This is a genomic window from Corynebacterium renale (assembly GCF_002563965.1).
Classification (GTDB): Bacteria; Actinomycetota; Actinomycetes; order Mycobacteriales; family Mycobacteriaceae; genus Corynebacterium; species Corynebacterium renale.
Genome location: NZ_PDJF01000001.1, coordinates 1136085 through 1157088 on the forward strand (window position 1 = coordinate 1136085; position 21004 = coordinate 1157088).

A 21004-nucleotide genomic window follows, 5' to 3' on the forward strand; every position below is an offset into this window, starting at 1 on the left:
GCCAAGCAAAGCACTAATGAAAACTCGTGTCAATATGAAAAGGTGTTGAAAACGCTATGCTGGGCCCATGCCCACGCCCCGCCCGCAGCGCACCACGCTCGCTGACCTCGCCCAAGCCCTGGGCGTTTCGCGCACGACGGTCTCCAACGCCTACAACCACCCCGACCAACTGAGCCCGGCGCTGCGAAAAAAAATCCTCGCCGAGGCTGCGCGCCGGGGCTACTCGGGGCCGGACCCCATGGCACGGTCGCTGCGGCAGGGCCGTACGGAATCCGTTGGTGTCGTGCTGACCGAGCATCTTTCCTACGCCTTCGAAGACGTGGCATCCGTGGATTTCATGGCCGGGCTCGCGGAATCCTCGCTGGGCACGGACCTGACCCTGACAATGATTCCGGTCGGCCCTGAGATGCCTGGCCGTAATCGCTCCGAGCTCATCGCGCGCGCCGCGGTGGACGGGTACATCGTGTACTCCGTGGCAGATGATGACCCAAACCTGGTCTCCGTACGTGAGCGCCACCTGCCCACGGTCATTTGTGGGCAGCCGAAAAATGTTCCTGACCTCCCTTTCGTGGGCATCGATGACTACCAGGCGATCCAGCCCGCAGCTCGCGCGCTCATCGACGCCGGCCACCGGAAGATCGGGATCCTTGCCATCCGCGTGGATACTGGAATGTCCTCGGGCTTCGTTGACCGCGCCTCCCTCGAGGCGGCGACCCTGCACATTCAGCGCGACCGGATCCAAGGCTGCCTCGACGTCTTCGCGGAAGCGGGCGTGCAAGACGTGCCGATCGTGACCCGCCGTATCAACGATCCCGCCAACGCTCGCGCCGCCGCTGCCGAGCTCCTCGAAGCACACCCCGACCTCACCGCGGTCGCGTGCACCACCGACTCCATGGCCTTCGGCGTGTTGACGTACGCGCGCGAGCACGGCTTACGCGTCCCCGAAGACCTGGCGATAACCGGTTTCGACGGCACTGCCCCCGCACTGGCTGCGGGGCTGACCACGATCATCCAGCCCAACCGCCGCAAGGGAGCGGTGGTGGGCAAGATGTTGGCTGGCCTGCTCCGGGGCGAAGAGCCGCAGAGCCGACACGTCCTCCTGCCGACCACGTTCCACGCCGGGCAGACCGTCTAGTCTATTCACGCAAGACCGTCCGGTCCGCGCGTGCTAGCATCGGGGCCCATGACGCAGACAAACATCATTGACCTCCTCGCCGAAACTCCAGACGACCTCGCCCAGCTCCGCCGCCAGCGCCCCGACGCGACGGCCAACGCCGAACGCAGCTTCGCCGCGCTCTTTGAACCCGAGGACCCCAAGGACCTGCCCGTCGCGTGGCGTTATGGCATCGCCCTGTTCGTCGCCGGTATTTCCTACCAGGACCGTGCAGCCGCGTTTTACGCAGATGTGCTTTCCGACGAAGCCTCCGACGACTTCATCGCCGGCGTCAAAACAGCCATCGCACGTGGTGCCTCCCGCGGGCCGTACGCTTCCGGCGACTTCGTCACCTTCGCCGAGCTGGGCGCCGAGCATGGCTTCGCGGATGCGTTTATCGCAGCCCTCGACTTTGCCCACCTGCTGACCTTCCACCCCAAGGACGCGACCCCTGCTGCCATCGGCCACCTCCAGGAATCTGGCCTTAGCGACGACGCCATCGTCAGCCTCGCACAACTTATTTCCTTCCTGGCTTTCCAGCTGCGCGTCGTCCACGGGTTGCGGGTCCTCGCAGGGCACGCGCCAGAGACGCCTGCAGCGCAGCGGGCGGGCGGCGCCGCCGACCCGGGCTGGAAGCCGGGGCCGCGTACCCTGCAGCCGGAGGTCGTGCACCCAGGTAAGTTTGTGAACCACTCGCTGGGTTGGAAGCCGTGGCTCGCGGACCTACCGAAGGAGGAATTCACCGACGTCCACCGCGACGCCCTCATCAAAGAAGAGCGCATCGGCAGCGAATACTTCCGCCTCCTAGCGCGCGACCCCGCCGCCCTGAAGGCGCGCACCTTGACCGACCTGGATATTTTCTACAACACCGACGGCGGGTTGGGCCGCGCGGAACGCGAACTCGCCGCCACCGTTGTGTCCCGGTACAACGGGTGCGAATACTGCGCCTCCGTGCACCAGGCCCGCACGAAGGAAGAAGGCGGCGACGCCACAATCGTGGACACTCTCCTCGAGGAAGGCGTGGCCGCGGATTTGGGCTCCCCGCTCTGGAACGCGCTTCGCGACGCCGCTCTCGCCCTGACCAGCACTCCCTTCGAATTTGGCGCCCACCACGTGGACGCCTTGCGGGGTGCCGGAGTCAGCGAGCTCGGCATTATTGACGCGATCAACTCTTCTGCGTTCTTCAACTGGGCCAACCGCCTGATGCTGACGCTGGGCACCCCCGATGTGCCCAAGCGCTTCCGCTAAACGCGGGTTGCGTTAAACCGCGCTTCGGCCAGGTATTCCAAAGCGTGGCCGACCTCGGAAATTCCTGCCACCGTACGGTTCGCGGCCGTTTCCGCGCGGCCTACCTTGACGCCAATATTCGGTTCGGCAAGTACGGCGAAGGCGGTTTCGTCGGTGGTGTCGTCGCCGAGGAAAAGCGTTGCATCGGGCGTAGTCGCGGCCATAAACTCCCGCAACCACGATCCCTTAGTGGCGGTGGCCACGGACAGTTCGATGACGGCCTTGCCCTCGTGGACTCCGATACCCGGAATCTGGGCGCCGGCAGTCAGCGCGGCGTTGGCCATATCTGCGGCGAGTGCCCGGTCGCCGACCGCGCGCGTGTGTAGCACCCGCTGGAACGGTTTCCGCTCCACGAAGGAACCCTCCGCGCGGGCAGCAATCCTGGTGAGCTCGTCGTCGGCGGCGTCGAGGGCGGCGCGTTGGGCGTCGTTAAGCAAGATGGGCGCACCCTCGGGCTCAGCGCCGTGCGAGCCCACGCGCAATACGGGGGAGCGCAGCGGGCAGACCACGTCTAACTGCTCCAGTGAGCGGCCGGAGAGAATGCCGGCCGTCGTACGCGGGAGTGTGGCCAGCCTGCCCAGGGCCTGCACGCCGGCCTCGTTGACGGGCACATTCATCGGTTCGGTGCTGAAACCGGCGAGGGTGCCGTCGAAATCGGAAATCACCAGCAGGTTATCCACCTGGGCGAGTGCGTCAAGATCGGCGTGCGTCAACGGGCTGGGCATGCGGCTCCTCTTATTTGTCTTCGGTGATGACCGCCGCGATAGCCGGGACCAGCGCCTCATTGAACACCGACGGGATGATCTCTTCCGCCGAAGGCGTAGTCACCGCAGCCGCGACGACCTCTGCAGCAGCAATCTTATGTGCATCCGTAATCATGCGCACCCGATTATCCAAGGCGCCACGGAAAATACCCGGGAAGACGATCGCGTTATTGACCTGGTTCGGGAAGTCGCTGCGTCCCGTCGCAACAACGGCAGCCCCGGCCGCGTGCGCCTCATCCGGCATGATCTCCGGGGTCGGGTTCGCCAGCGCAAACACGATCGGGTCCTGTGCCATCGAACGAATCATGTCCTGGGTCAGCAGGCCAGGGCGCGAAATCCCGATCACCGCGTCGGCACCATTGAGGGCCTCCTCCAGAGTGCGCGCATCCGAGTTGTGGAGCCCGGCCAACTCCTGCTTCACCGGCGACAGCCCCTCGCGACCCTCGTGGATCACGCCACGCGAGTCCACCACGATGATTTCCGGCGCAGCGTATTTGTGGATCAGCTTCGCGATGGCCGTACCCGCCGCCCCCGCGCCAATCAAAACGATGCGCATGTTACCCATATCGCGCCCGGTCAGCTTCGCGGCATTAATCAGACCCGCCAACGCAACAACAGCGGTCCCGTGCTGGTCATCGTGGAACACGGGAATGTCCAGCTTTTCCTTCAGGCGTTCCTCCACCTCAAAGCACAGTGGCGCAGCAATATCCTCTAAGTTGATGGCCCCAAAACTTGGCGCGATCGCGGTCACTGCGTCCACGATTTCGTCGGCAGTGTGCACATCTAGGACGATGGGGACGGCATCCACGTTCGCGAAGTGCTTAAACAGCAGCCCCTTGCCCTCCATGACGGGCATCGCCGCACGCGGGCCAACGTTGCCCAGGCCCAGCACCGCCGAACCATCGCTGACCACACCGACCAGGTTGTTGACCCAGGTGTAATCGCGCATCTTCTCCGGGTGGGCGGCAATCTCATTGCTCACCGCGGCCACACCAGGCGAGTAGTAATAGGTGAGCTTCTCGACGCCCAAGTCCGGGTCACGAACCTCCGTGCGTAGCTTGCCACCAAACTTTTGGTGTAATTCCAGTGCATGTTTCGTATAAGTCATAGAGGAACAGTAGCACGGGGAAACAACGCTTCGCCGACCTTTGGGATAGTATGAACGTACTGTTTGACCTGCGTGTTTAGGAAACCAAGCGAATTATTGGAGAATCAACCGACCCGTCATCGCGGATCAGGGAGAGTTCTGTGTCCGAGACGTGTCGCATCCGGTAGGGGCCGTCGAGAAGCGTGGAAAGCTGCCCGTGCACATAGGCACGCCCGCCCTCGCACGGTTCCGTTTCGGTGATGGTGACCTGCTCAAAGGTCACACTATCCGCGTTCTTGGCGGTGGCGGATTGTCCATCCCGGCTAAATGTCACCGAGCCCTGGATTGGCCCGCACCCCGAGTCGCCTGACACGGTGCCGTCGCCGAATGCGAGCACTGCCCGGCCCGCCGCGTCGCGGGGGAGCGCGCCGGGTTCATCAGCGGACATGAAGATGCCTGCCACTTGCCAGGTAGGGCCCGAAACGGGGGTAGTTTCGGGGGTGGCGCATCCGGCAATGAGGAGTGCGCCGGCAGCGCAGAGTGTAAATAGTGGGCGCACGTTAAGCCTTCCGAAGCGCGGTGAGGAACGCGTCGGCCCACCGGTTAACATCATGTTCCTGGACCTGATTGTGCATCGTGAGCATGCGCTCCTTTGCCTCCTCAGGGTTGTGGTGAACGTCCATGACCGCCTGTCGCAGACTGCGTTTCAAACCCTCCAGGTCGAACGGGTTGCACAGGTAAGCCTGGTTAAGTTCCACGGCAGCGCCCGCGAATTCGGAAAGCACCAGGGCACCGCTTCCCGACGGGTGCGCCGCCACATATTCCTTAGCCACCAAATTCATGCCGTCCTTCAGTGGTGTGACCAACATGATGTCGGCGGCCTTGTACATGACGGCGAGCGCATTCTTGGGGAAGGAGCGGTGGAAATACTCCACCACCGGGCGGCCAAGCTCAGCGAACTTACCGTTGATCCGGCCCACAGCCTGTTCCACCTCAGCGCGAGTCTCGCGGTAATTGTCAATGCGCTCCCGCGAAGGCGTCGCCACCTGTAGGAGGACAGTGCGCCCCGGCAAGGCGTCGGAGGCAAGCAGCTCCTCGTACGCGCGCAGGCGCTGCAAAATGCCCTTCGTGTAATCCAGGCGGTCCACGCCCAAAATGAGGGTGTCCGGGTTGCCGAGCTTCTTGCGCAGGTGCTTGACGTCCTCGGGTGATGGCAGGGATACGGAATCAACGTCGATAGAAATCGGGAAGGCGCCTACCCCGACCTCGTGCCCGTCCGGGCAAATAATCTTCGCCGACGATTCACGCACACTGACCGCGCCCTCAACCTCAGTATCTTTCAGGCTGGCGGCGACGTCGAGGAAGTTCGTGGCGTCCTGCTCCAAATGGAAGCCGATGAGGTCGGCGCCCAAGAGGCCACGGGTCAGTTCGTCACGCCACGGTAGCTGGCGGTAGAGGTCCCCCGATGGGAACGGGATGTGCAAGAAGAAGCCGATTGTCAGGTCCGGGCGCAGTTGCCGCAAAATACCGGGCACCAGCTGTAACTGGTAATCCTGCACCCACACCGTGGCGCCTTCGGCGGCCACGTGGGCGACAGTCTCCGCAAACTTTAAGTTCACTTCGCGGTACATCGCCCACCACTCGCGGCGATACGTCGGCGTGACGATCAGGTCGTGGTAGAGGGGCCACAGGGTGGCGTTGGAAAAGCCTTCATAGAAGTTCTCGTATTCCGCCGCCGTGAGCTCGATCGGGTACAACAAAACCCCCTCATCCGTGCGGAACGAATCAAGGGGTTGATCGGCGATACCCGGCCAGCCAACCCAGCAACCCTGCTGGGATTCCAACACGGGAGAAAGGGCGGTAACCAAACCGCCCGGGCTGGGTTCCATGGTGATGTTGCCATCAGGTTCGGTGTGCACATCAACCGGAAGCCGGTTGGCCACCACGATGAAATTGTTTTGAGTGTGATCAGCCGATGTGGAAACCATGCCTCTAGTCTAGCTAGATTTCTTGATGGTTTTCTTTGTTGACTTCTTCGTGGACTTCTTGGTGGCTTTCTTTGTCGACTTCTTCGTAGCCTTCTTGGTGGTCTTCTTCGTAGACTTTTTGGTTGACTTCTTGGTCGACTTCTTTGTGGTCTTCTTCGCCGGCTTCTTTGGTGTGCCGTCAGGTTCCACATCGAATTCTTCAGCAACGCGGCTAAAGACTAAGCCCTCCGGCTCCACGCCCAGCATGGACATCAGAATGGCGCCGTCGAGCTGGTCCTCTGCGTAGGTAGCCACAATCCGGCGAGCAGCGTGGGCGGTTTCGGCCTCGAGCTGTTGAATGGTCTCCGGGCTTGGGCGGGATTCAGAGATCTTGGGCGGCACAAATCCTCCTGGAACGTAAACCTAAAATGAAAAGACAGTACAGGCCAAATATTATACGCCACTACCAGGTTTCCGGTTGCGGCGGCTCTTAGCGCGCAAGAAGCTGAAGCTTGCTCGGTTCGTAGAACGGAAGGTGCGGTACGGATTGAAACGTTGTGGTCTGCGCAGGCGCCGGGCGGTCCATTCGCCAAGCACCACGCCCGCAGCGAGCCCACAGGCAATGGCCAGCGCGGTGGCGATGTTGGTAAAACCCAGCAGCATCTGCTCTGACAGTGCGGCGTACATGCCGCGGTATACGGACAGGCCAGGTAGCAGTGGGGTAATGCCGGAAATCGCGGTAATCAGCGGCGGGATCTTGAAGCGACGGGAGAGCAGACCGCCGGTGATACCAATCATGATGGCGGCCAGCGTCGACGCCAGCACCGGGCCGATGCCCAGGGAATTGACGGTCCAGTAGTACACCAGCGCGCCACCTGTTGCTGCCACGCCAGAGAGCAGGATCGCGGGACGTTCTGCGTACGACGCAAACGCGAAGCCCATCGTGGCAATCGAACCGAAGAGCACACGCATCGCAATCGTTGCATTGTTTGGGCCAGCCACACTTTCTAGCGGTGGCATGGTGATTCCCATGAGCTCAGACATCTGTAGGCCGATACCTACGCCGGCCACGATCGCGCCGGTAAACAGGATGGTCTCAAAGAAGTGGGCACTCGCCGTCACGGGCGCACCCATGATTCCGTCCTGCAATGACTGGACCAACGTCAACCCTGCGAGCAGGACGACGATGCACGACGCCACAATCTGGCTCGGTCTGATCTCCACTGACAGATTCATGGCACCCAGATACGCCAGAGCGGCAGGGATTGTCGCGATGATCCCGCCAAACACGGCCTGGTAGAAGTAGGGCAACCCGTTGCGGGAGAGGAAAATGTTTACGCCCATAATCATCATGGCCGTCGTGAAAGCAATAATTCCCATCAGCCACGTGCCACCAAGCATGATGGCAACCGCGCCGCCCATGATTCCCCACCCCCAGATCGCGGTGCGGGCCCGGTACAGGGGAGGGGAAATCTCCAGCTTATTCAGCTCCCGCTCGGCTTCTGCCGGCGACGTTTCACCCGACTGAATCGAACGAATCAGCCGGTCCACGCGCGCGAGTCGGGAGAAGTCGGTGGTCATGCTGTTCACCACACGAAAGACCGTCACCGGATGCCGTGATTGCGTTCCGACGTGCGCAAACAGCGTGATGTTGTTGACAGTAATATCCACGTGACACCACACCAACCCATAGGCCGCGGTCACGGCATGGATCTGAGTGCGTGTATCCCTATTCGACGTTCCCGACGAGAGCAGGATGTCTCCAATCCGAGCGGCAATATCCATCACGCCCAACACCTGCGCAGGGTCGGTGAGATCCACCGGCGCGAATGGTGACGGCGGCGGGGCTGCCTGCGCGGCGTCAATTGTGGCAATGTGCTCTGGGTTTGTGCGCCACTGTCTAAACCGCTCGAGGAGGGAGAACTTCACGCCGGGCTACTTTAGCCCCCTTTTGGTAAAAATGCAGAAGAGTACTGTACTATGAGAACCCGTTGCTGGAGTGGCGCAATTGGTAGCGCAACGCACTTGTAATGCGTAGGTTGCGAGTTCAAGTCTCGTCTCCAGCCCCAAAACCCCAGGTAGTGAGGTTAAAGCCCCACCGCCTGGGGTTAAATTTTGGCCAAAGTCAACGGGTTAGGGTTAAGTAAAGAAAAAGTGTTCCTCCACTCCTAGTTTTCCCGGCCTTACAAGCTCAAAATAGGTGTCTATAGTTCCCAGTCGGCTAAAAACGATTCACATCTTGGCGCCGGTGATCGTACACTGCGCACCCTCGGAAGGCGTAGGGGATTGGCAGTGATATGAAAAAGACATTCTGTGGCCGTCCGGAAAAATTCACCTGGGGGTTTAAGGTAGGCTAACTGGCAAAATGTCTTTTTTGTGTCACTCGCTGCAATCTACATATAGCCGAGATGCGCCTGCGTGACGATCACATGGAAAAGCCAGTTCGCAAGACAAATCCCACTGTGGTCGGATGCGCTTTTCTTTGCTTAACTCAAATGGGTCGCCAAAAACAGTCGCCTAAGTAGACCAAAAACGGTGTGACGGTTCCGGGGTAGCGGTGTAAAAAACCGATCGCACGCACCGTGTCTTGTGTGGCACTCTGATATCCCTGGTTGATGGTGCGGAAAGTCGGGGAAGCATGGAAATCAAGGATTTTAAACACACGTCTTGGCGCGTGGCGGTTTCGTCCCTGCTCCACGAAAGGCGAGTATGGGGCGCGCTGCAGCACGGCAAAAGTGTGATTTCACCGGCAATATCGGATGGTTGTCCCGTTTTGGGCGTATAAGTGGATGATAAGACCTTTAACGATACGCACCAGAAAGGTGGAGACATGGCGCAGACATTTGCGGAAGTCCTCATCAAGAAACTCGAAAAGCAAGGCGTCAAGCGCATTTACGGCGTAGTTGGCGACTCGCTGAACCCCATTACCGACGCCCTGCGTGACTCCTCTATTGAGTGGGTCCACGTTCGCAACGAAGAAGCCGCGGCTTTTGCAGCAGGCGCAGAATCCCTAATTACCGGTGAACTGGCAGTGTGTGCAGCATCCTGTGGCCCGGGCAACACGCACCTGATTCAGGGCCTCTACGATTCGCACCGCAACGGCGCGAAGGTGCTTGCGATTGCTAGCCACATCCCGGCAAACCAGATCGGTTCCAACTTCTTCCAGGAAACCCACCCGGAGAAGATTTTCCAGGAGTGCTCCGGCTACTGCGAAATGGCTAACTCCGGTGACCAGGGCGTGGCTATTTTGCACCACGCCCTGCAGTCCACGCTTTCCGGCCATGGCGTATCTGTCCTGGTTATCCCAGGCGACGTTTCCCAGCAGGAAGTCAGCTCCGACCTGTTCGTCGACTCCGTCATCGCTGCTGGCAAGCCGGTCGTTTACCCGGATCCAACCGAGGCTGCACGCTTGGCGCAGGCTATTAACGACGCCAAGACCGTCACCCTCTTCTGCGGCGCGGGCGTCAAGAATGCTCGCGAGCAGGTGCTCGCATTAGCGGAGAAGATTAAGTCGCCCATCGGCCACGCCTTCGGTGGCAAGATGTACATCCAGTACGACAATCCCTTTGACGTCGGCATGTCCGGGCTCCTGGGTTACGGTGCGTGCTCGAACGCGATGCGTGATGCGGACCTACTCATCCTCATCGGCACGGACTTCCCGTACACGGACTTCCTGCCGTCTGGCAACGTCGCACAGATCGATATTGACGGTTCGCGCATCGGCCACCACACCACGATCCACTACCCAGTCATCGGCGACGCGGCTGCGGTGATTGAAAATATCCTCCCCGCGGTGGAGGAGAAGAAGGATCGCTCCTTCCTGGACAAGCAGCTGAAGGACCACGCTGACCTGCTGGAAAACGTCGTCGAGTCCTACACCACCGGTGTGGAAAACAAGACTCCGATTCACCCGGAATACGCGGCATCGGTCATCGACAACCTGGCTGCCGACGACGCCATCTTCACCGTCGACACCGGCATGTGCAACGTGTGGGCAGCCCGCTACATCACTCCGAACGGCAAGCGTGAGGAAATTGGTTCCTTCCGCCACGGCACCATGGCAAACGCCCTGCCCCACGCAATTGGCGCGCAGGCTGCCGCACCGGACCGCCAGGTCATCTCCTTCAACGGCGACGGCGGGCTGGGCATGCTGCTGGGCGAGTTACTCACCGTGAAGCTGCACCAGCTGCCGGTCAAGATGATGGTGTTCAACAACTCTTCGCTGGGCATGGTCAAGCTGGAGATGCTGGTTGCGGGTATGCCGGAATTTGGCACCGATCACGAGCACGTCAACTTTGCCGCGATCGCGGAGGCTATCGGGATCAAGGCAATCCGTATTGAGGACCCGAAGGATGTCAAGAGCGGCATCGCTGAGGCTTTGGCGTACGACGGCCCCGTGCTCGTCGACATCGTCACCGACCCGAACGCGCTGTCCATCCCGCCAGAAATCACCTGGGAGATGCTGATTGGCTTCTCGAAGGCCGCGACGCGCACCGTCTTCGGCGGCGGCATCGGCAACATGATCAACCTGGCTCGGGCTAACCTCCGCAACATCCCGACCAGCACCAAGCAGTTCTAGACACTCTCACAGGATTCGTTCAGTAAAGGTAGAGTGAATCTCCAGAGCGGGCGGGCACAGTAGGAATAAATATACGTAGCCTGCTAGCGCCTACCCGGCGAGGAGAAAAGGAAATGGACACCGTGAACGAATCCAGCAACGCAATCAAGGTTCTTGTCGTCGATGACGAACCTAACATCGTAGAACTGCTGGTCGTCGGACTGAAATTCCAGGGCTTCGACGTGCGCTCCGCCACCAACGGCGAAGAGGGCCTCGAGGTTGCCCGTGAATTTCAGCCCGACGCTTTTATCCTCGACGTCATGACGCCAGGTATGGATGGCTTTGAACTCCTGCCTAAGTTGCGTGCCGAGGGCCTCTCCGGCCCCGTGCTCTACCTCACCGCCAAGGATGCGGTGGACAACCGCATTCACGGCCTGACCATTGGCGCCGACGATTACGTCACCAAGCCGTTCTCCCTCGAAGAAGTCATTACCCGCCTGCGCGTTATCCTGCGCCGCGGTCACGTCGACGATTCGAAGCCTTCGGATCCCACCATCACGTACGCGGATCTGACGCTTAACGACGACACCCACGAGGTCACCAAAGCAGGCCAGATTGTGGACCTCTCTCCCACGGAGTTCAACCTGCTGCGTTACCTCATGCTCAACGCTGAGGTGGTGCTCTCGAAGGCGAAGATTCTGGACAACGTGTGGCACTACGACTTCGGCGGCGACGGAAACGTCGTCGAGTCCTACATTTCTTACCTGCGCCGCAAGGTAGACACCGGCGAGCAGCCACTTATCCACACTGTTCGTGGTGTGGGTTACGTACTGCGCACGCCACGCCAGTAACGGCCTTATGAATAACGGCAATTCGTGGGGGCTAGCACCCCAAACCACCTGGGTCAGGGGCGTGCCACTGCGCGTGTGGCTGGTCTTTGTCATGGTGGTTATGTCCGGCCTGGGTCTGGTTGTCTCCTCTGTCGCGGTTGCTTCCGTGATGCGCGAAGTGGTGTACAGCCGTGTGGATACCGAGCTGAAAAATTCCCTCGACGGCTGGGCAAGTAGTTCGGAACTCTTCCGCAACAACGCACAGGGGTCGCGCCCGCCCAAAGACTATGTGGTCATTAAAGAGTTTGCCGACGGTTCTGCCGCAGTATTTAACGGTGGGGAGGGGCTGCCTGATGCCCAGGAGATTGGGCTGGACGGCCAACTTCACACTGTCCCCTCCGACCCGGAGAGTGAAAATCCGACACAACGCTGGCGAGCCATTGGTGTGCAGAACGAAGGCACCACAACAATCGTGGCCAAGTCCCTGTCCCGGGAGGACGGCATTCTCAACCAGCTGCACGCCATGCAGATGGTGATCTCACTCATTGTGCTCGTGCTGCTGGGCCTGTGCGCATACTTTTTTATCTACCAGGCACTGCGCCCCCTGCGTGAGGTGGAACATACCGCCGGCGTTATCGCTAAAGGTGACCTCAACCGGCGCGTCCCGCAATGGCCCATCAACACTGAGGTCGGGCAGTTGGCCTATGCCGTCAATTCCATGATTACCCGCCTGCAGGGCAGCATCGAGGAGTCGCAGCGCAAGGAGGAGCAGATGCGACGCTTCGTCGGTGACGCATCGCACGAGCTGCGCACCCCGCTGACCAGCATTAGCGGTTATACCGAGTTGTATCGGTCCGGGGCAACCCAAGACGCCGAATGGGTCTTCGGGAAAATCACCGCCGAATCTAAACGCATGAACCTGCTCGTGGAAGACCTGCTTGCGCTCACGCGCGCTGAAGGCCAGCGGTTGGAATGGAAGCACGTTGACATGCTAGAAACCACGCTGTCCGTGGTTGCCTCGGCGAAGGCCGCGTTCGCGGACCGCCAGATTGAAGTGCAGAACGACACGGACGATCTGCCCATGGTCAAAGGCGACGTGGCACGGTTGCACCAAGTACTCCTGAACTTAGTAACCAATGCGTTCCGGCACGCCGGCCCGGATGCTAAAGTCACGCTGCGGCTGAGCTTCTACCAGCCGTCGATTAGCTTGAATAATGACAAGCCGGACCAGGTCATCATCGAGGTTATTGACGATGGAATCGGTATGTCCGCCCAGGATGCTTCTCACATTTTTGAACGCTTCTACCGCGCCGATACATCCCGTTCGCGTGAATCCGGTGGTTCGGGCTTGGGTCTGGCCATCGTGAAGTCCCTGGTTGAGCAGCACGGAGGAACCATCGAGGTTGCCACTGCGCCGGGGGAGGGGTCCACGTTTAGGATCGCGTTGCCGCGAGTAAGCGGGTAATCAACCGGGTTTGCAGGGTGAGTTGCTCGTGACGCACACCCCGAATCCGGATGAGTTCGCAGCGGTCGCCCAACTCCGGGCGTAAGTCCGAGGACCAGGCGGGCACGATAAAGTCGGCGCTACTGACTACGGAGAGGACGTCGACGTCGGGGGCAAAAGCGTACGGTTCGTCGCCGAGTATGCCCGTCATGGCCGGGCCCACCATCCGTGCCATCAGCGGTCGTAACCGGCGCAACGTGGAGCGGCCCTTAAAACACGCGCCCAGGCCGATGATGTGCGCCACCGGGAGGTCCATGGCCGCGCGAACGGCGAACAGGCCGCCCAAAGAGTGAGCCACAATATCAATATCGCCGGTCGGGGAGTCCGCCACCGCGTCCTCGAGGGTTGGGCGCAGCTCAGTGTAGGAAGCCGGGATGAGATTCGTGCCCCGATTCCCGTAGGCGGGGGCGTAGACGGTGCGGTCGTGGGCGTCGGCAAGCACAGAAAGGGTGCGGGAAAAATTGCCCGGATCGCCCCACACCCCGTGGAGGAAGACGACGGGGCGCACGCCCGTGGTCAGAGACACGTCCGGCCCGGGCAGTACGGGGACTGCGCCGAGCCGGGGAATAAGCCGTGGGGGTATCAGAGGGGGTAGCCATCCTCGTTGGTTCCCAGGGCCTCGCGGATCAGGCGGGCGGCCTCATCCATCTTCTCCGGGTCGGTGCTATCCGCGGCCATGGCGGTGGACAGGTTGTAGCCCGACATGTCGTGGGCGGGGAAGATGTGAATGTGGGTGTGGGGGACCTCAAAACCGGCGATGAGGTAGCCGGCACGTGGGGCGTCGAAAGCACTGGTCACGGCGCGGCCCACGGCCTGAGCGACCTCGTTGAGCGCCACCCAAATCTCTGGGTCCAGCTCCGTCCACTTATCTACCTCTGCGACGGGAACCACCAAAACGTGGCCGTATGCGACGGGTTCGATGGACAAGAAAGCCACCACGTCCTCATCGCGGTACACGAATCGGCCCGGCAATTCGCCCTGAATAATCTTGGTAAAGACGCTACTCATGGTGTCTACCTTAGCCCGTGTTCTATCATCATTGCTATGCGAATTCTGGTGGTCGGCGCCGGCGGGCGCGAACATGCCCTTTTATTAGCTTTGAGTCACGATACGTCGGTCACGGAATTACACGTGGCCCCCGGAAACCCCGGCATGGCAGGCATCGCCACCGTGCACCCGGTTGCCGTCGATGACCTGGATGGCCAAGTTGCCCTGGCCCGCGAGGTCGCGGATCTTGTGGTCATCGGCCCTGAAATTCCCCTGGTCTTGGGGCTTGCGGACAAGCTTCGTCAGGCCGGTATTGCGGTGTTTGGGCCGTCGGCAAGCGCAGCCCAGTTGGAGGGCTCGAAGGAGTTTGCCAAGGACATCATGGCCGCTGCGGGGGTGCGCACGGCGCGCGCTTCGGTGGTGCAGCCGGGCGGGGACCCCGAGGAGATTATCGACGATTTCGGCCCCACCTGGGTCGTGAAAGATGATGGCCTGGCCGCAGGTAAGGGCGTGGTGGTCACCCCCGACCGCGCCGCTGCCCTCGAGCACGCGCGCGCAGTCTTGGCCTCCGGGAATCCGGTGCTCTTCGAGGAATTCCTGCCCGGACCGGAGGTCTCCCTCTTCGCTCTTGTCGACGGCGAAACCGTGGTCCCCCTCATCCCCGCGCAAGATCATAAGCGCGTGGGCGACGGCGATTCCGGGCCGAACACCGGCGGTATGGGCGCGTACGCGCCGCTGCCGTGGCTGGACGAACTAGACCCAGACGCCGTGGCCCGCATCGTGCGCGAGGTCTGCGAACCCGTCGCCACAGAGATGGCACGCCGCGGCAACCCGTACTCCGGTCTGATGTACGCCGGCCTGGCGTGGGGCCCCGACGGGCCTGCGGTTATTGAGTTCAACGCCCGCTTTGGCGATCCGGAAACCCAGGCCGTGCTTGCTTTGCTGGAATCCCCGCTAGGCCAGACGCTGGCCGCGGTGGCCAACGGCACGCTGGCAGAGCTTCCGCCCCTGAAGTGGAAGCAGGGGGCCGCAATCACGGTCGTGCTGGCAGCCGCCGGCTACCCGGGCACCGTCAACCAGGGCGATCCGATCACGGGTATCCCGGAATACCACGAAGGTGCGGACGCGTACGTCCTCCATGCAGGCACCGGCGCGCACCCTGACGGCACGTTCGTCTCCGCAGGCGGGCGCGTGCTCAACGTGGTCGGCGTCGGGGCAGACCTCCACGAGGCCCGCGCGAAAGCCTACGAACTACTCGAACAGATTGAACTGGAAGGCTCCCACTACCGCACCGACATCGGTGCACAGGGCCTGAAGTAAAAGAACATGCACGCCTGGCACCGCGCCTGGCGTGCGCTTTACGTTTTCATCCCGCTATTGCTCAAAGAGGTACTTTTATGAACAAGCCACAGATCGCCAACGTCCTAGCCTCGCGCTACGCATCACCTGAGATCGCCACCATTTGGGACGCACAGCACAAGATCGTCGCCGAACGCCAGCTCTGGATCGCCGTCATGCAGGCTCAGAAAGACCTGGGCGTGGACATCCCCGCAGAGGCAATCAGTGCCTACGAAGCTGTGGTGGACCAGGTGGACCTGGAGTCGATTGCGCGTCGTGAAGCAGTGACCCGACACGACGTGAAGGCCCGCATCGAGGAATTCAATGCGCTAGCCGGCTACGAACACATTCACAAGGGTATGACCAGCCGCGACCTCACCGAAAACGTCGAGCAGCTGCAGATTTACCGCTCCCTGGAAATCGTGCGCGACAAGGCAATCGCCGTCGCCGTCCAGATCGGCCGCCGTGCTGAGCAGTACCGCAACCAGGTCATGGCGGGCCGCTCCCACAACGTGGCCGCGCAGGCCACCACGCTGGGCAAGCGCTTCGCCTCGGCCGGTGACGAACTGCTGGTCGCCATCGAGCGCGCCACCGAACTGCTCGGACGCTACCCACTACGCGGCATCAAGGGCCCGATGGGAACCTCCCAGGACATGCTCGACCTGCTCGGCGGCGACCCCCAGAAACTGGCGTCCCTGGAGCACCGCGTCGCCGAATACTTGGGCTTTGGCCGCATCTTCGACTCCGTCGGCCAGGTCTACCCACGCTCCCTGGACTTCGACGCGCTCTCCGCGCTGGTGCAGCTCGGCGCCGGGCCTTCTTCCTTAGCGACGACCATCCGGCTCATGGCCGGCAACGAGACCGTCACCGAAGGCTTCAAGGAGGGCCAGGTTGGTTCTTCGGCTATGCCGCACAAGATGAACGCGCGCTCCTGCGAGCGCGTCGGCGGCTTCCAAGTTATCCTGCGTGGCTACCTGACCATGGCCGCTGACCTGTCCGGCCAGCAATGGAACGAAGGCGACGTCTTCTGTTCCGTGGTCCGGCGCGTAGCCTTGCCGGATGCGTTCTTTGCTATCGACGGCATGCTGGAAACCATGCTGACTGTACTCAAGGAGTTCGGCGCATTCCCCGCAATGCTGGACCGCGAACTGGAACGCTACCTGCCATTCCTGGCGACCACCCGCATCCTCATGGCGGCCGTGCGCGCCGGGGTGGGCCGCGAGACCGCACACGAGGTCATCAAGGAAAACGCGGTGGCCATGGCCCTGGATATGCGCGAAAACGGCGCGGAGCAGAACCTGGTCGAGCGCCTGGCTGCCGACGACCGCCTGCCACTAGATAAGGCTGCCCTGGAAGAGGCGCTCGCGGACCGTCACGCCTTCATCGGCGCTGCCGGCGACCAGGTAGACCGCGTGCTGGCGCGCATCAGCGAACTTGCCGACGCACGCTCCGAAGCCGCGGCCTACACGGGTCAGGAAATCCTGTAAGGGGAGTGGGCCACGATTACTGGGACACCGCGGTGTTCCAGTACTTCGCTTTCCACCTGGTAGACCTCTCGCAGGGTCTCCGGGGTAAGAACATCGCGAGGATGTCCTGAGCACGTGACCGCCCCGCCATGCATCACGATGAGCGAATCGCAAAAACGGGCCGCCAAGTTCATGTCGTGCAACGACACCATAGCCACGGAGCCCTCTGCGTGGACGCGCTCCCGGATTTTCTCCAGGATGAACAACTGCCGGTGCAGGTCCAGGGCCGAGGTGGGTTCGTCGAGAAGCATGAGCTTCGGGCGGCCCACCAGCATCTGCGCCACAGCAATAATCTGGCGCTGTCCACCAGACAACTCGCCCAGATAACGCTGGGCAACGTGCCCCACGCCCAACTCGGTGAGCGTGCGCGCGGTGGCCTCCAGGGGGTCGCCATCCACGGCACGGCGGGCTGACACCAGCACCGTTTCCAACGCCGTCAGCGACGCCGTGCCCGGCAACTCCTGGGGCACGTACCCAATGTCGGTGCGGGCGGTGATCGGATGGCCGTCGGCAAGCACCGAGAAACTCCCGGAGATTGCCGGCAACACGCCAGCCAGAGTTTTGAGCAACGTGGTCTTGCCGGAGCCGTTCGGGCCCAGCAGCCCGACGCAGCCGGAGAGGCCCGAAGCGGTCAGGCTTTCGACGATCGTACGGGAACCATAACCGGTGCTCAGGCCCTCTAAGTTGAGCTCAACGCTTACCACAGCGCCCTCCTCTTAGTCAGGATGACGCCGATAAAGAACGGCACGCCCACGATTGCCGTGACGATGCCGATGGGGATCGCGATCCCGGGGCGAATCATCAGGCTGACAGCGTGCGAACAACACACCATCACCGCGCCGGCCGCCATCGAGGCGGGCAGGAAGAACCGCTGATCCTCACCCACTAACATGCGCGCCACGTGCGGACCCACCAGGCCAACGAAACCGATGATTCCGCAAAATGCGACCGTCGTCGCCGCGACGATCGACACCACGATGAGAACCACGATGCGCAACCGGTTGACGTTGACGCCCAAGGCGGCGGCGCGGGCGTCGCCAAGCCTTAAAGCCGTCAAGCGCCAGGACAAGGCAACGAACACGGGGACCGACGCGGCAATCACCGCTGCCAGGATCGCGTTCGCCATCCAGTTCGCGCGGGTCAGCGAGCCCATCGACCAGAACACAATCTGGCTGAGCGCCTCGGTGGACGCCCGGTACTTCATGAGCGCAAGGAGTGCCTGGAACAGAAAGACCAGCGCGATCCCCAAAAGGATCATGGTCTCCGCACTGGCGCCCCGGAAGACTGACGCGCCGACGATAACTGCGGTGGCAATCATCGCGGACAGCCACGCCATCAACGCGATGTTCGCCTGCGGATTAGGCAGAAAGTCCCACCCGGCCACAATCGATGCCGCACTACCGAATGCTGCCGCGGCGGACACGCCCAGTGTAAAAGGCTCCGCCAGCGGGTTGGACAGGATGGTTTGCATCTGCGCGCCAGCAAGGGCCAAACCCATGCCGATGAGAACCGCCATCACCGCCATCGGGAGGCGCAGATCCCACAGTACGACCCGCGTTTCAGCATCAAGTGTGCTGGGGCGGATGAGACCCATGAGGACGTCGCCAAGCGGAATGGTGATCGCGCCGACTGCAGCGGCGACCAGGAAGGACAGCACAGCGGCGACGATCAGCACGGCAATGATGAGCAGCCGCTTGCGGACTACCGTGCGGTGGCCGGCAATAAGATCGGCTACTTGCTGCTGGTTACCCGACATTATTTGGTGTACGTGGCAAAGAAGGAGCCATCAGGTTCGATAGGAACCCACTTATCGTGGGCATCCTTCCACAGGGCCTCAACATCCAGGTCAGCGAATTCCTCAGGGTGCAGCCACTGCGCGATCTGAGCCATCGCGATGTAGTTCAGCGGGGAATTGTAGAACTGGTGCCAGATGGCGTGGAGGTTGCCATCCTTCGGAGCATTGAGCAACTCAAAACCGGGCTGGTGGGTGACCAATTCACCCAACGATGCCTCGGAGGCAGCCGCGTCTACGCCGTAGCCCATAGCGGCAAACATGGGGGTCTTGCCGTCTTTGCCCTTCTTGTTGCCCCACTGGCCACCAGTCACGATGATCTGGTCAGGCTGGGCTTCAATGACCTGCTCCGGGGTGAGGTCACCAGATTCGCCCTGGACGAACATGTCGCCTACGTTCTCGCCGCCGGCTGCGTTGACCAGCTCAGAGATGTTGGAATCGTTCCAGGTGCTGCAGCAGTCCTTGAGCCCGGCAGCACGCCATACAAACGTCTTGGGCTTTGTGGATGCGTTGGCCGTGCGCTTTTGAATGTCGTTGACGGTCTTTGTCCACGTGTCGTTGAATTCCTTGGCCTTGGCCTCCTTGCCGAAGACCTTGCCGAACACCTCCATGGAGACGGTGGTGTTTTCCAGTGGCTTGGCACGGAAGTCGGTGACCACGTATTTGATGCCTGCCGCGTCCATGCTGTCGGTAAGGCCGCCGGACTGTGCTGCCTTGTACTGGTCCCCGGAGATGATAACTACGTCCGGCTTTTGGGCGACGAGGTTTTCTACGGTGACGTCGCCCTTTTTAATCGAGCCGATCTCTGGGATCTCGGTCACCTTGGGCTGGAGTGGCTTGAAGCGCTCCCAGTAATCCCCGACGGAAGACTGGAGGTCCGTGCCTATGCCGACAACCTTGTCCAGTGGGTTGTCTTTGTCCAGGATGGAGGTGGCAAAGATGGAGCGTGATTCGCCCAGGATGACGCGCTCTGGCGCGTGGTCGAGGGTGACGGTGCGCCCGGCGACGTCGGTAATTTCTAGTGCACCGGAAGCGCTTTTACTGCTCGACGGTGTTGCCTCATTCTCTGAGGAAGAAGAGCACCCGGTGAGAACCAGGGTGGAGGAGACTGCACAAGCCCCGATAATGCGCATAGTGCCGCGAAGGCGCATGGCTTTGCCTTTCTGTATCTCAGCGCCCGGGTACCTTGCCCGGGCGGAACGCCTACACCTTTTAGGGTTAGGGTAGGCTCACCAAAACATACTCTCTTTAATTCAGGAACACAACGGGCGAACAGACATTAATGTTTGGGCGGAGTAAGATACCTGTTCATGCGTCCAGAGCTTTCTGACTACGAACACATTTCTGCTGGTAAAGTCCGCGAAATTTATGCAATCGACGACGAGCACCTGCTGCTGGTTGCCACGGACCGTATTTCGGCGTACGACTATGTCCTGGATACCCCCATCCCAGACAAGGGCCGCATCCTCACGGCGATGAGCTTCTTCTGGTTCGACCACCTGGACATTCCGAACCACCTGGCCGGCCCCGCCGACGACCCCCGCATCCCCGAAAAGGTGCTCGGCCGCGCGATGGTTGTGCGCCGCCTCAACATGCTGCCGTTCGAATGCGTGGCCCGCGGTTACATCACGGGCTCGGCATTAGCGGAGTACAAGCAGGATGGCACGGTCTGCGGTATCCCGCTTATCGACGGCCTCACGGAATCTGACCAGCTACCCGAGCCCATTTTCACTCCTGCCACGAAGGCGGAGTTGGGTGACCATGATGAAAACGTATCCTTCGATCGGGTTGTCGCAGACCTGGGCAAGGATCGTGCGGAGCAGTTGCGTGCTGCAACGTTGTCCACCTACGAAGCCGCCGCAATCCATGCGCGGGAACGTGGTGTGATCGTGGCGGACACCAAGTTCGAGTTCGGCCTCGACGAGTCCGGTGAGCTGGTGCTCGGCGACGAAGTCCTGACCCCCGATTCCTCCCGCTTCTGGCCAGCCGACGAATACCAGCCCGGCCAGATTCAGGCTAGCTTTGACAAGCAGTATGTGCGCGACTGGCTGACCGGCCCGAAGTCCGGCTGGGATCGCGGTAGTGGGGAGCACCCGCCAGCACTTCCTGGTTCGGTGGTGGAAGCGACCCGTGAGCGTTACGTCGAAGCGTACGAGAAGATCTCCGGTCTGCGTTTCGCGGACTGGGTTGGCGACTGCGTCTAAGGCTTCC

Annotated in this window: 19 protein-coding genes and 1 tRNA gene; 9 read left to right on the top strand and 11 right to left on the bottom strand. The window is 61.4% G+C overall.

From position 1 onward, the window contains the following. The first annotated feature begins 67 nt into the window (after window positions 1–67). Together ATK06_RS05365 and ATK06_RS05370 are read left to right on the top strand one after the other, a co-directional pair. Window positions 68–1135, top strand: a complete 1068-nt coding sequence (locus ATK06_RS05365; RefSeq protein ID WP_048380798.1) for a LacI family DNA-binding transcriptional regulator — start codon at window positions 68–70, stop codon at window positions 1133–1135. Window positions 1136–1183: 48 nt separating this feature from the next. After that, entirely contained in the window at window positions 1184–2401 is a 1218-nt protein-coding gene (locus ATK06_RS05370; RefSeq protein WP_098388967.1) for an alkylhydroperoxidase domain protein, read from the top strand. Here ATK06_RS05370 and otsB read toward each other — a convergent pair. The 6 genes from otsB to thrE form a co-directional block, all read right to left on the bottom strand. Further along, window positions 2398–3165: a trehalose-phosphatase gene (gene otsB, locus ATK06_RS05375; protein ID WP_048380795.1), complete on the bottom strand. Its 768-nt coding sequence runs from the start codon at window positions 3163–3165 to the stop codon at window positions 2398–2400. The two genes, ATK06_RS05370 and otsB, sit on opposite strands and share 4 nt — an antisense overlap. Window positions 3166–3175: 10 nt before the next feature. Then, a complete protein-coding gene (locus tag ATK06_RS05380; RefSeq protein WP_048380793.1) occupies window positions 3176–4312 on the bottom strand; it encodes an NAD(P)-dependent malic enzyme in 1137 nt (378 codons plus the stop codon). Between the two features lie 76 nt (window positions 4313–4388). Beyond that, a complete protein-coding gene (locus ATK06_RS05385; protein WP_053072832.1) occupies window positions 4389–4850 on the bottom strand; it encodes an META domain-containing protein in 462 nt (153 codons plus the stop codon). Between the two features lies 1 nt (window position 4851). Continuing rightward, window positions 4852–6279 carry an alpha,alpha-trehalose-phosphate synthase (UDP-forming) gene (locus ATK06_RS05390; RefSeq protein WP_098388968.1) on the bottom strand — a complete coding sequence of 476 codons (1428 nt, stop codon included), beginning with the start codon at window positions 6277–6279 and terminating at the stop codon, window positions 4852–4854. A 9-nt stretch (window positions 6280–6288) separates the two neighbouring features. Continuing rightward, window positions 6289–6660, bottom strand: coding sequence for a hypothetical protein (locus ATK06_RS05395; protein WP_098388969.1), 372 nt, complete (start codon window positions 6658–6660; stop codon window positions 6289–6291). A 51-nt stretch (window positions 6661–6711) separates the two neighbouring features. Further along, the gene (gene thrE / locus ATK06_RS05400) at window positions 6712–8187 is read right to left on the bottom strand and encodes a threonine/serine exporter ThrE (protein ID WP_098388970.1); all 1476 of its coding nucleotides are present in this window, start codon (window positions 8185–8187) and stop codon (window positions 6712–6714) included. A gap of 64 nt (window positions 8188–8251) precedes the next feature. Between thrE and ATK06_RS05405 the strand changes: the two genes are divergently transcribed. The 4 genes from ATK06_RS05405 to ATK06_RS05420 all read left to right on the top strand — a co-directional run bounded on the left by ATK06_RS05405 (window position 8252) and on the right by ATK06_RS05420 (window position 13111). After that, window positions 8252–8327 (top strand) — tRNA-Thr (locus ATK06_RS05405). Between the two features lie 761 nt (window positions 8328–9088). Further along, on the top strand, window positions 9089–10837 hold the full coding sequence (locus ATK06_RS05410; RefSeq protein ID WP_048380791.1) for a pyruvate dehydrogenase: 1749 nt from the start codon (window positions 9089–9091) through the stop codon (window positions 10835–10837). 113 nt (window positions 10838–10950) lie between these two features. Beyond that, window positions 10951–11667, top strand: a complete 717-nt coding sequence (locus ATK06_RS05415; protein ID WP_098388971.1) for a response regulator transcription factor — start codon at window positions 10951–10953, stop codon at window positions 11665–11667. A gap of 7 nt (window positions 11668–11674) precedes the next feature. Beyond that, a complete protein-coding gene (locus ATK06_RS05420; protein WP_098389402.1) occupies window positions 11675–13111 on the top strand; it encodes a sensor histidine kinase in 1437 nt (478 codons plus the stop codon). Here ATK06_RS05420 and ATK06_RS05425 read toward each other — a convergent pair. Both ATK06_RS05425 and ATK06_RS05430 read right to left on the bottom strand, forming a co-directional pair. Beyond that, complete coding sequence (locus tag ATK06_RS05425) at window positions 13080–13676, bottom strand: esterase/lipase family protein (protein WP_048380786.1); 597 nt, start codon at window positions 13674–13676, stop codon at window positions 13080–13082. The two genes, ATK06_RS05420 and ATK06_RS05425, sit on opposite strands and share 32 nt — an antisense overlap. 56 nt (window positions 13677–13732) lie before the next feature. Then, the gene (locus ATK06_RS05430; protein ID WP_048380784.1) at window positions 13733–14158 is read right to left on the bottom strand and encodes an HIT family protein; all 426 of its coding nucleotides are present in this window, start codon (window positions 14156–14158) and stop codon (window positions 13733–13735) included. Between the two features lie 36 nt (window positions 14159–14194). On the opposite strand from ATK06_RS05430, the gene purD reads away from it, so the two are divergent. Further along, window positions 14195–15457 (top strand): phosphoribosylamine--glycine ligase, encoded by a 1263-nt coding sequence (gene purD / locus ATK06_RS05435; RefSeq protein ID WP_172607439.1) that lies wholly within the window; start codon window positions 14195–14197, stop codon window positions 15455–15457. 77 nt (window positions 15458–15534) lie between these two features. Continuing rightward, window positions 15535–16962, top strand: a complete 1428-nt coding sequence (gene purB, locus ATK06_RS05440; RefSeq protein ID WP_098388972.1) for an adenylosuccinate lyase — start codon at window positions 15535–15537, stop codon at window positions 16960–16962. Here purB and ATK06_RS05445 read toward each other — a convergent pair. Genes ATK06_RS05445 through ATK06_RS05455 form a run of 3 tightly spaced genes read right to left on the bottom strand, consistent with a single transcriptional unit; the run spans window position 16947 to window position 19944 of the window. Next, complete coding sequence (locus tag ATK06_RS05445) at window positions 16947–17705, bottom strand: ABC transporter ATP-binding protein (protein WP_048380782.1); 759 nt, start codon at window positions 17703–17705, stop codon at window positions 16947–16949. The genes purB and ATK06_RS05445 overlap by 16 nt on opposite strands. Further along, window positions 17699–18757: a FecCD family ABC transporter permease gene (locus tag ATK06_RS05450; protein WP_048380780.1), complete on the bottom strand. Its 1059-nt coding sequence runs from the start codon at window positions 18755–18757 to the stop codon at window positions 17699–17701. The genes ATK06_RS05445 and ATK06_RS05450 overlap by 7 nt, the downstream gene beginning before the upstream one ends. Beyond that, complete coding sequence (locus ATK06_RS05455) at window positions 18757–19944, bottom strand: ABC transporter substrate-binding protein (RefSeq protein WP_098388973.1); 1188 nt, start codon at window positions 19942–19944, stop codon at window positions 18757–18759. The genes ATK06_RS05450 and ATK06_RS05455 overlap by 1 nt, the downstream gene beginning before the upstream one ends. 159 nt (window positions 19945–20103) lie before the next feature. On the opposite strand from ATK06_RS05455, the gene ATK06_RS05460 reads away from it, so the two are divergent. Next, window positions 20104–20997 (top strand): phosphoribosylaminoimidazolesuccinocarboxamide synthase, encoded by an 894-nt coding sequence (locus ATK06_RS05460; protein ID WP_048380776.1) that lies wholly within the window; start codon window positions 20104–20106, stop codon window positions 20995–20997. The last annotated feature ends 7 nt before the right edge of the window (window positions 20998–21004 follow it).

Excerpts from the sequence above, each read along its gene's own strand:
- ATK06_RS05365 (WP_048380798.1), top strand. The coding sequence starts at position 68 with ATGCCCACGCCCCGCCCGCAGCGCACCACGCTCGCTGACCTCGCCCAA.
- ATK06_RS05370 (WP_098388967.1), top strand. The coding sequence starts at position 1,184 with ATGACGCAGACAAACATCATTGACCTCCTCGCCGAAACTCCAGACGAC.
- otsB (WP_048380795.1), bottom strand. The coding sequence starts at position 3,165 with ATGCCCAGCCCGTTGACGCACGCCGATCTTGACGCACTCGCCCAGGTG.
- ATK06_RS05380 (WP_048380793.1), bottom strand. The coding sequence starts at position 4,312 with ATGACTTATACGAAACATGCACTGGAATTACACCAAAAGTTTGGTGGC.
- ATK06_RS05390 (WP_098388968.1), bottom strand. The coding sequence starts at position 6,279 with ATGGTTTCCACATCGGCTGATCACACTCAAAACAATTTCATCGTGGTG.
- ATK06_RS05410 (WP_048380791.1), top strand. The coding sequence starts at position 9,089 with ATGGCGCAGACATTTGCGGAAGTCCTCATCAAGAAACTCGAAAAGCAA.
- ATK06_RS05415 (WP_098388971.1), top strand. The coding sequence starts at position 10,951 with ATGGACACCGTGAACGAATCCAGCAACGCAATCAAGGTTCTTGTCGTC.
- ATK06_RS05420 (WP_098389402.1), top strand. The coding sequence starts at position 11,675 with ATGAATAACGGCAATTCGTGGGGGCTAGCACCCCAAACCACCTGGGTC.
- ATK06_RS05430 (WP_048380784.1), bottom strand. The coding sequence starts at position 14,158 with ATGAGTAGCGTCTTTACCAAGATTATTCAGGGCGAATTGCCGGGCCGA.
- purD (WP_172607439.1), top strand. The coding sequence starts at position 14,195 with ATGCGAATTCTGGTGGTCGGCGCCGGCGGGCGCGAACATGCCCTTTTA.
- purB (WP_098388972.1), top strand. The coding sequence starts at position 15,535 with ATGAACAAGCCACAGATCGCCAACGTCCTAGCCTCGCGCTACGCATCA.
- ATK06_RS05450 (WP_048380780.1), bottom strand. The coding sequence starts at position 18,757 with ATGTCGGGTAACCAGCAGCAAGTAGCCGATCTTATTGCCGGCCACCGC.
- ATK06_RS05455 (WP_098388973.1), bottom strand. The coding sequence starts at position 19,944 with ATGCGCCTTCGCGGCACTATGCGCATTATCGGGGCTTGTGCAGTCTCC.
- ATK06_RS05460 (WP_048380776.1), top strand. The coding sequence starts at position 20,104 with ATGCGTCCAGAGCTTTCTGACTACGAACACATTTCTGCTGGTAAAGTC.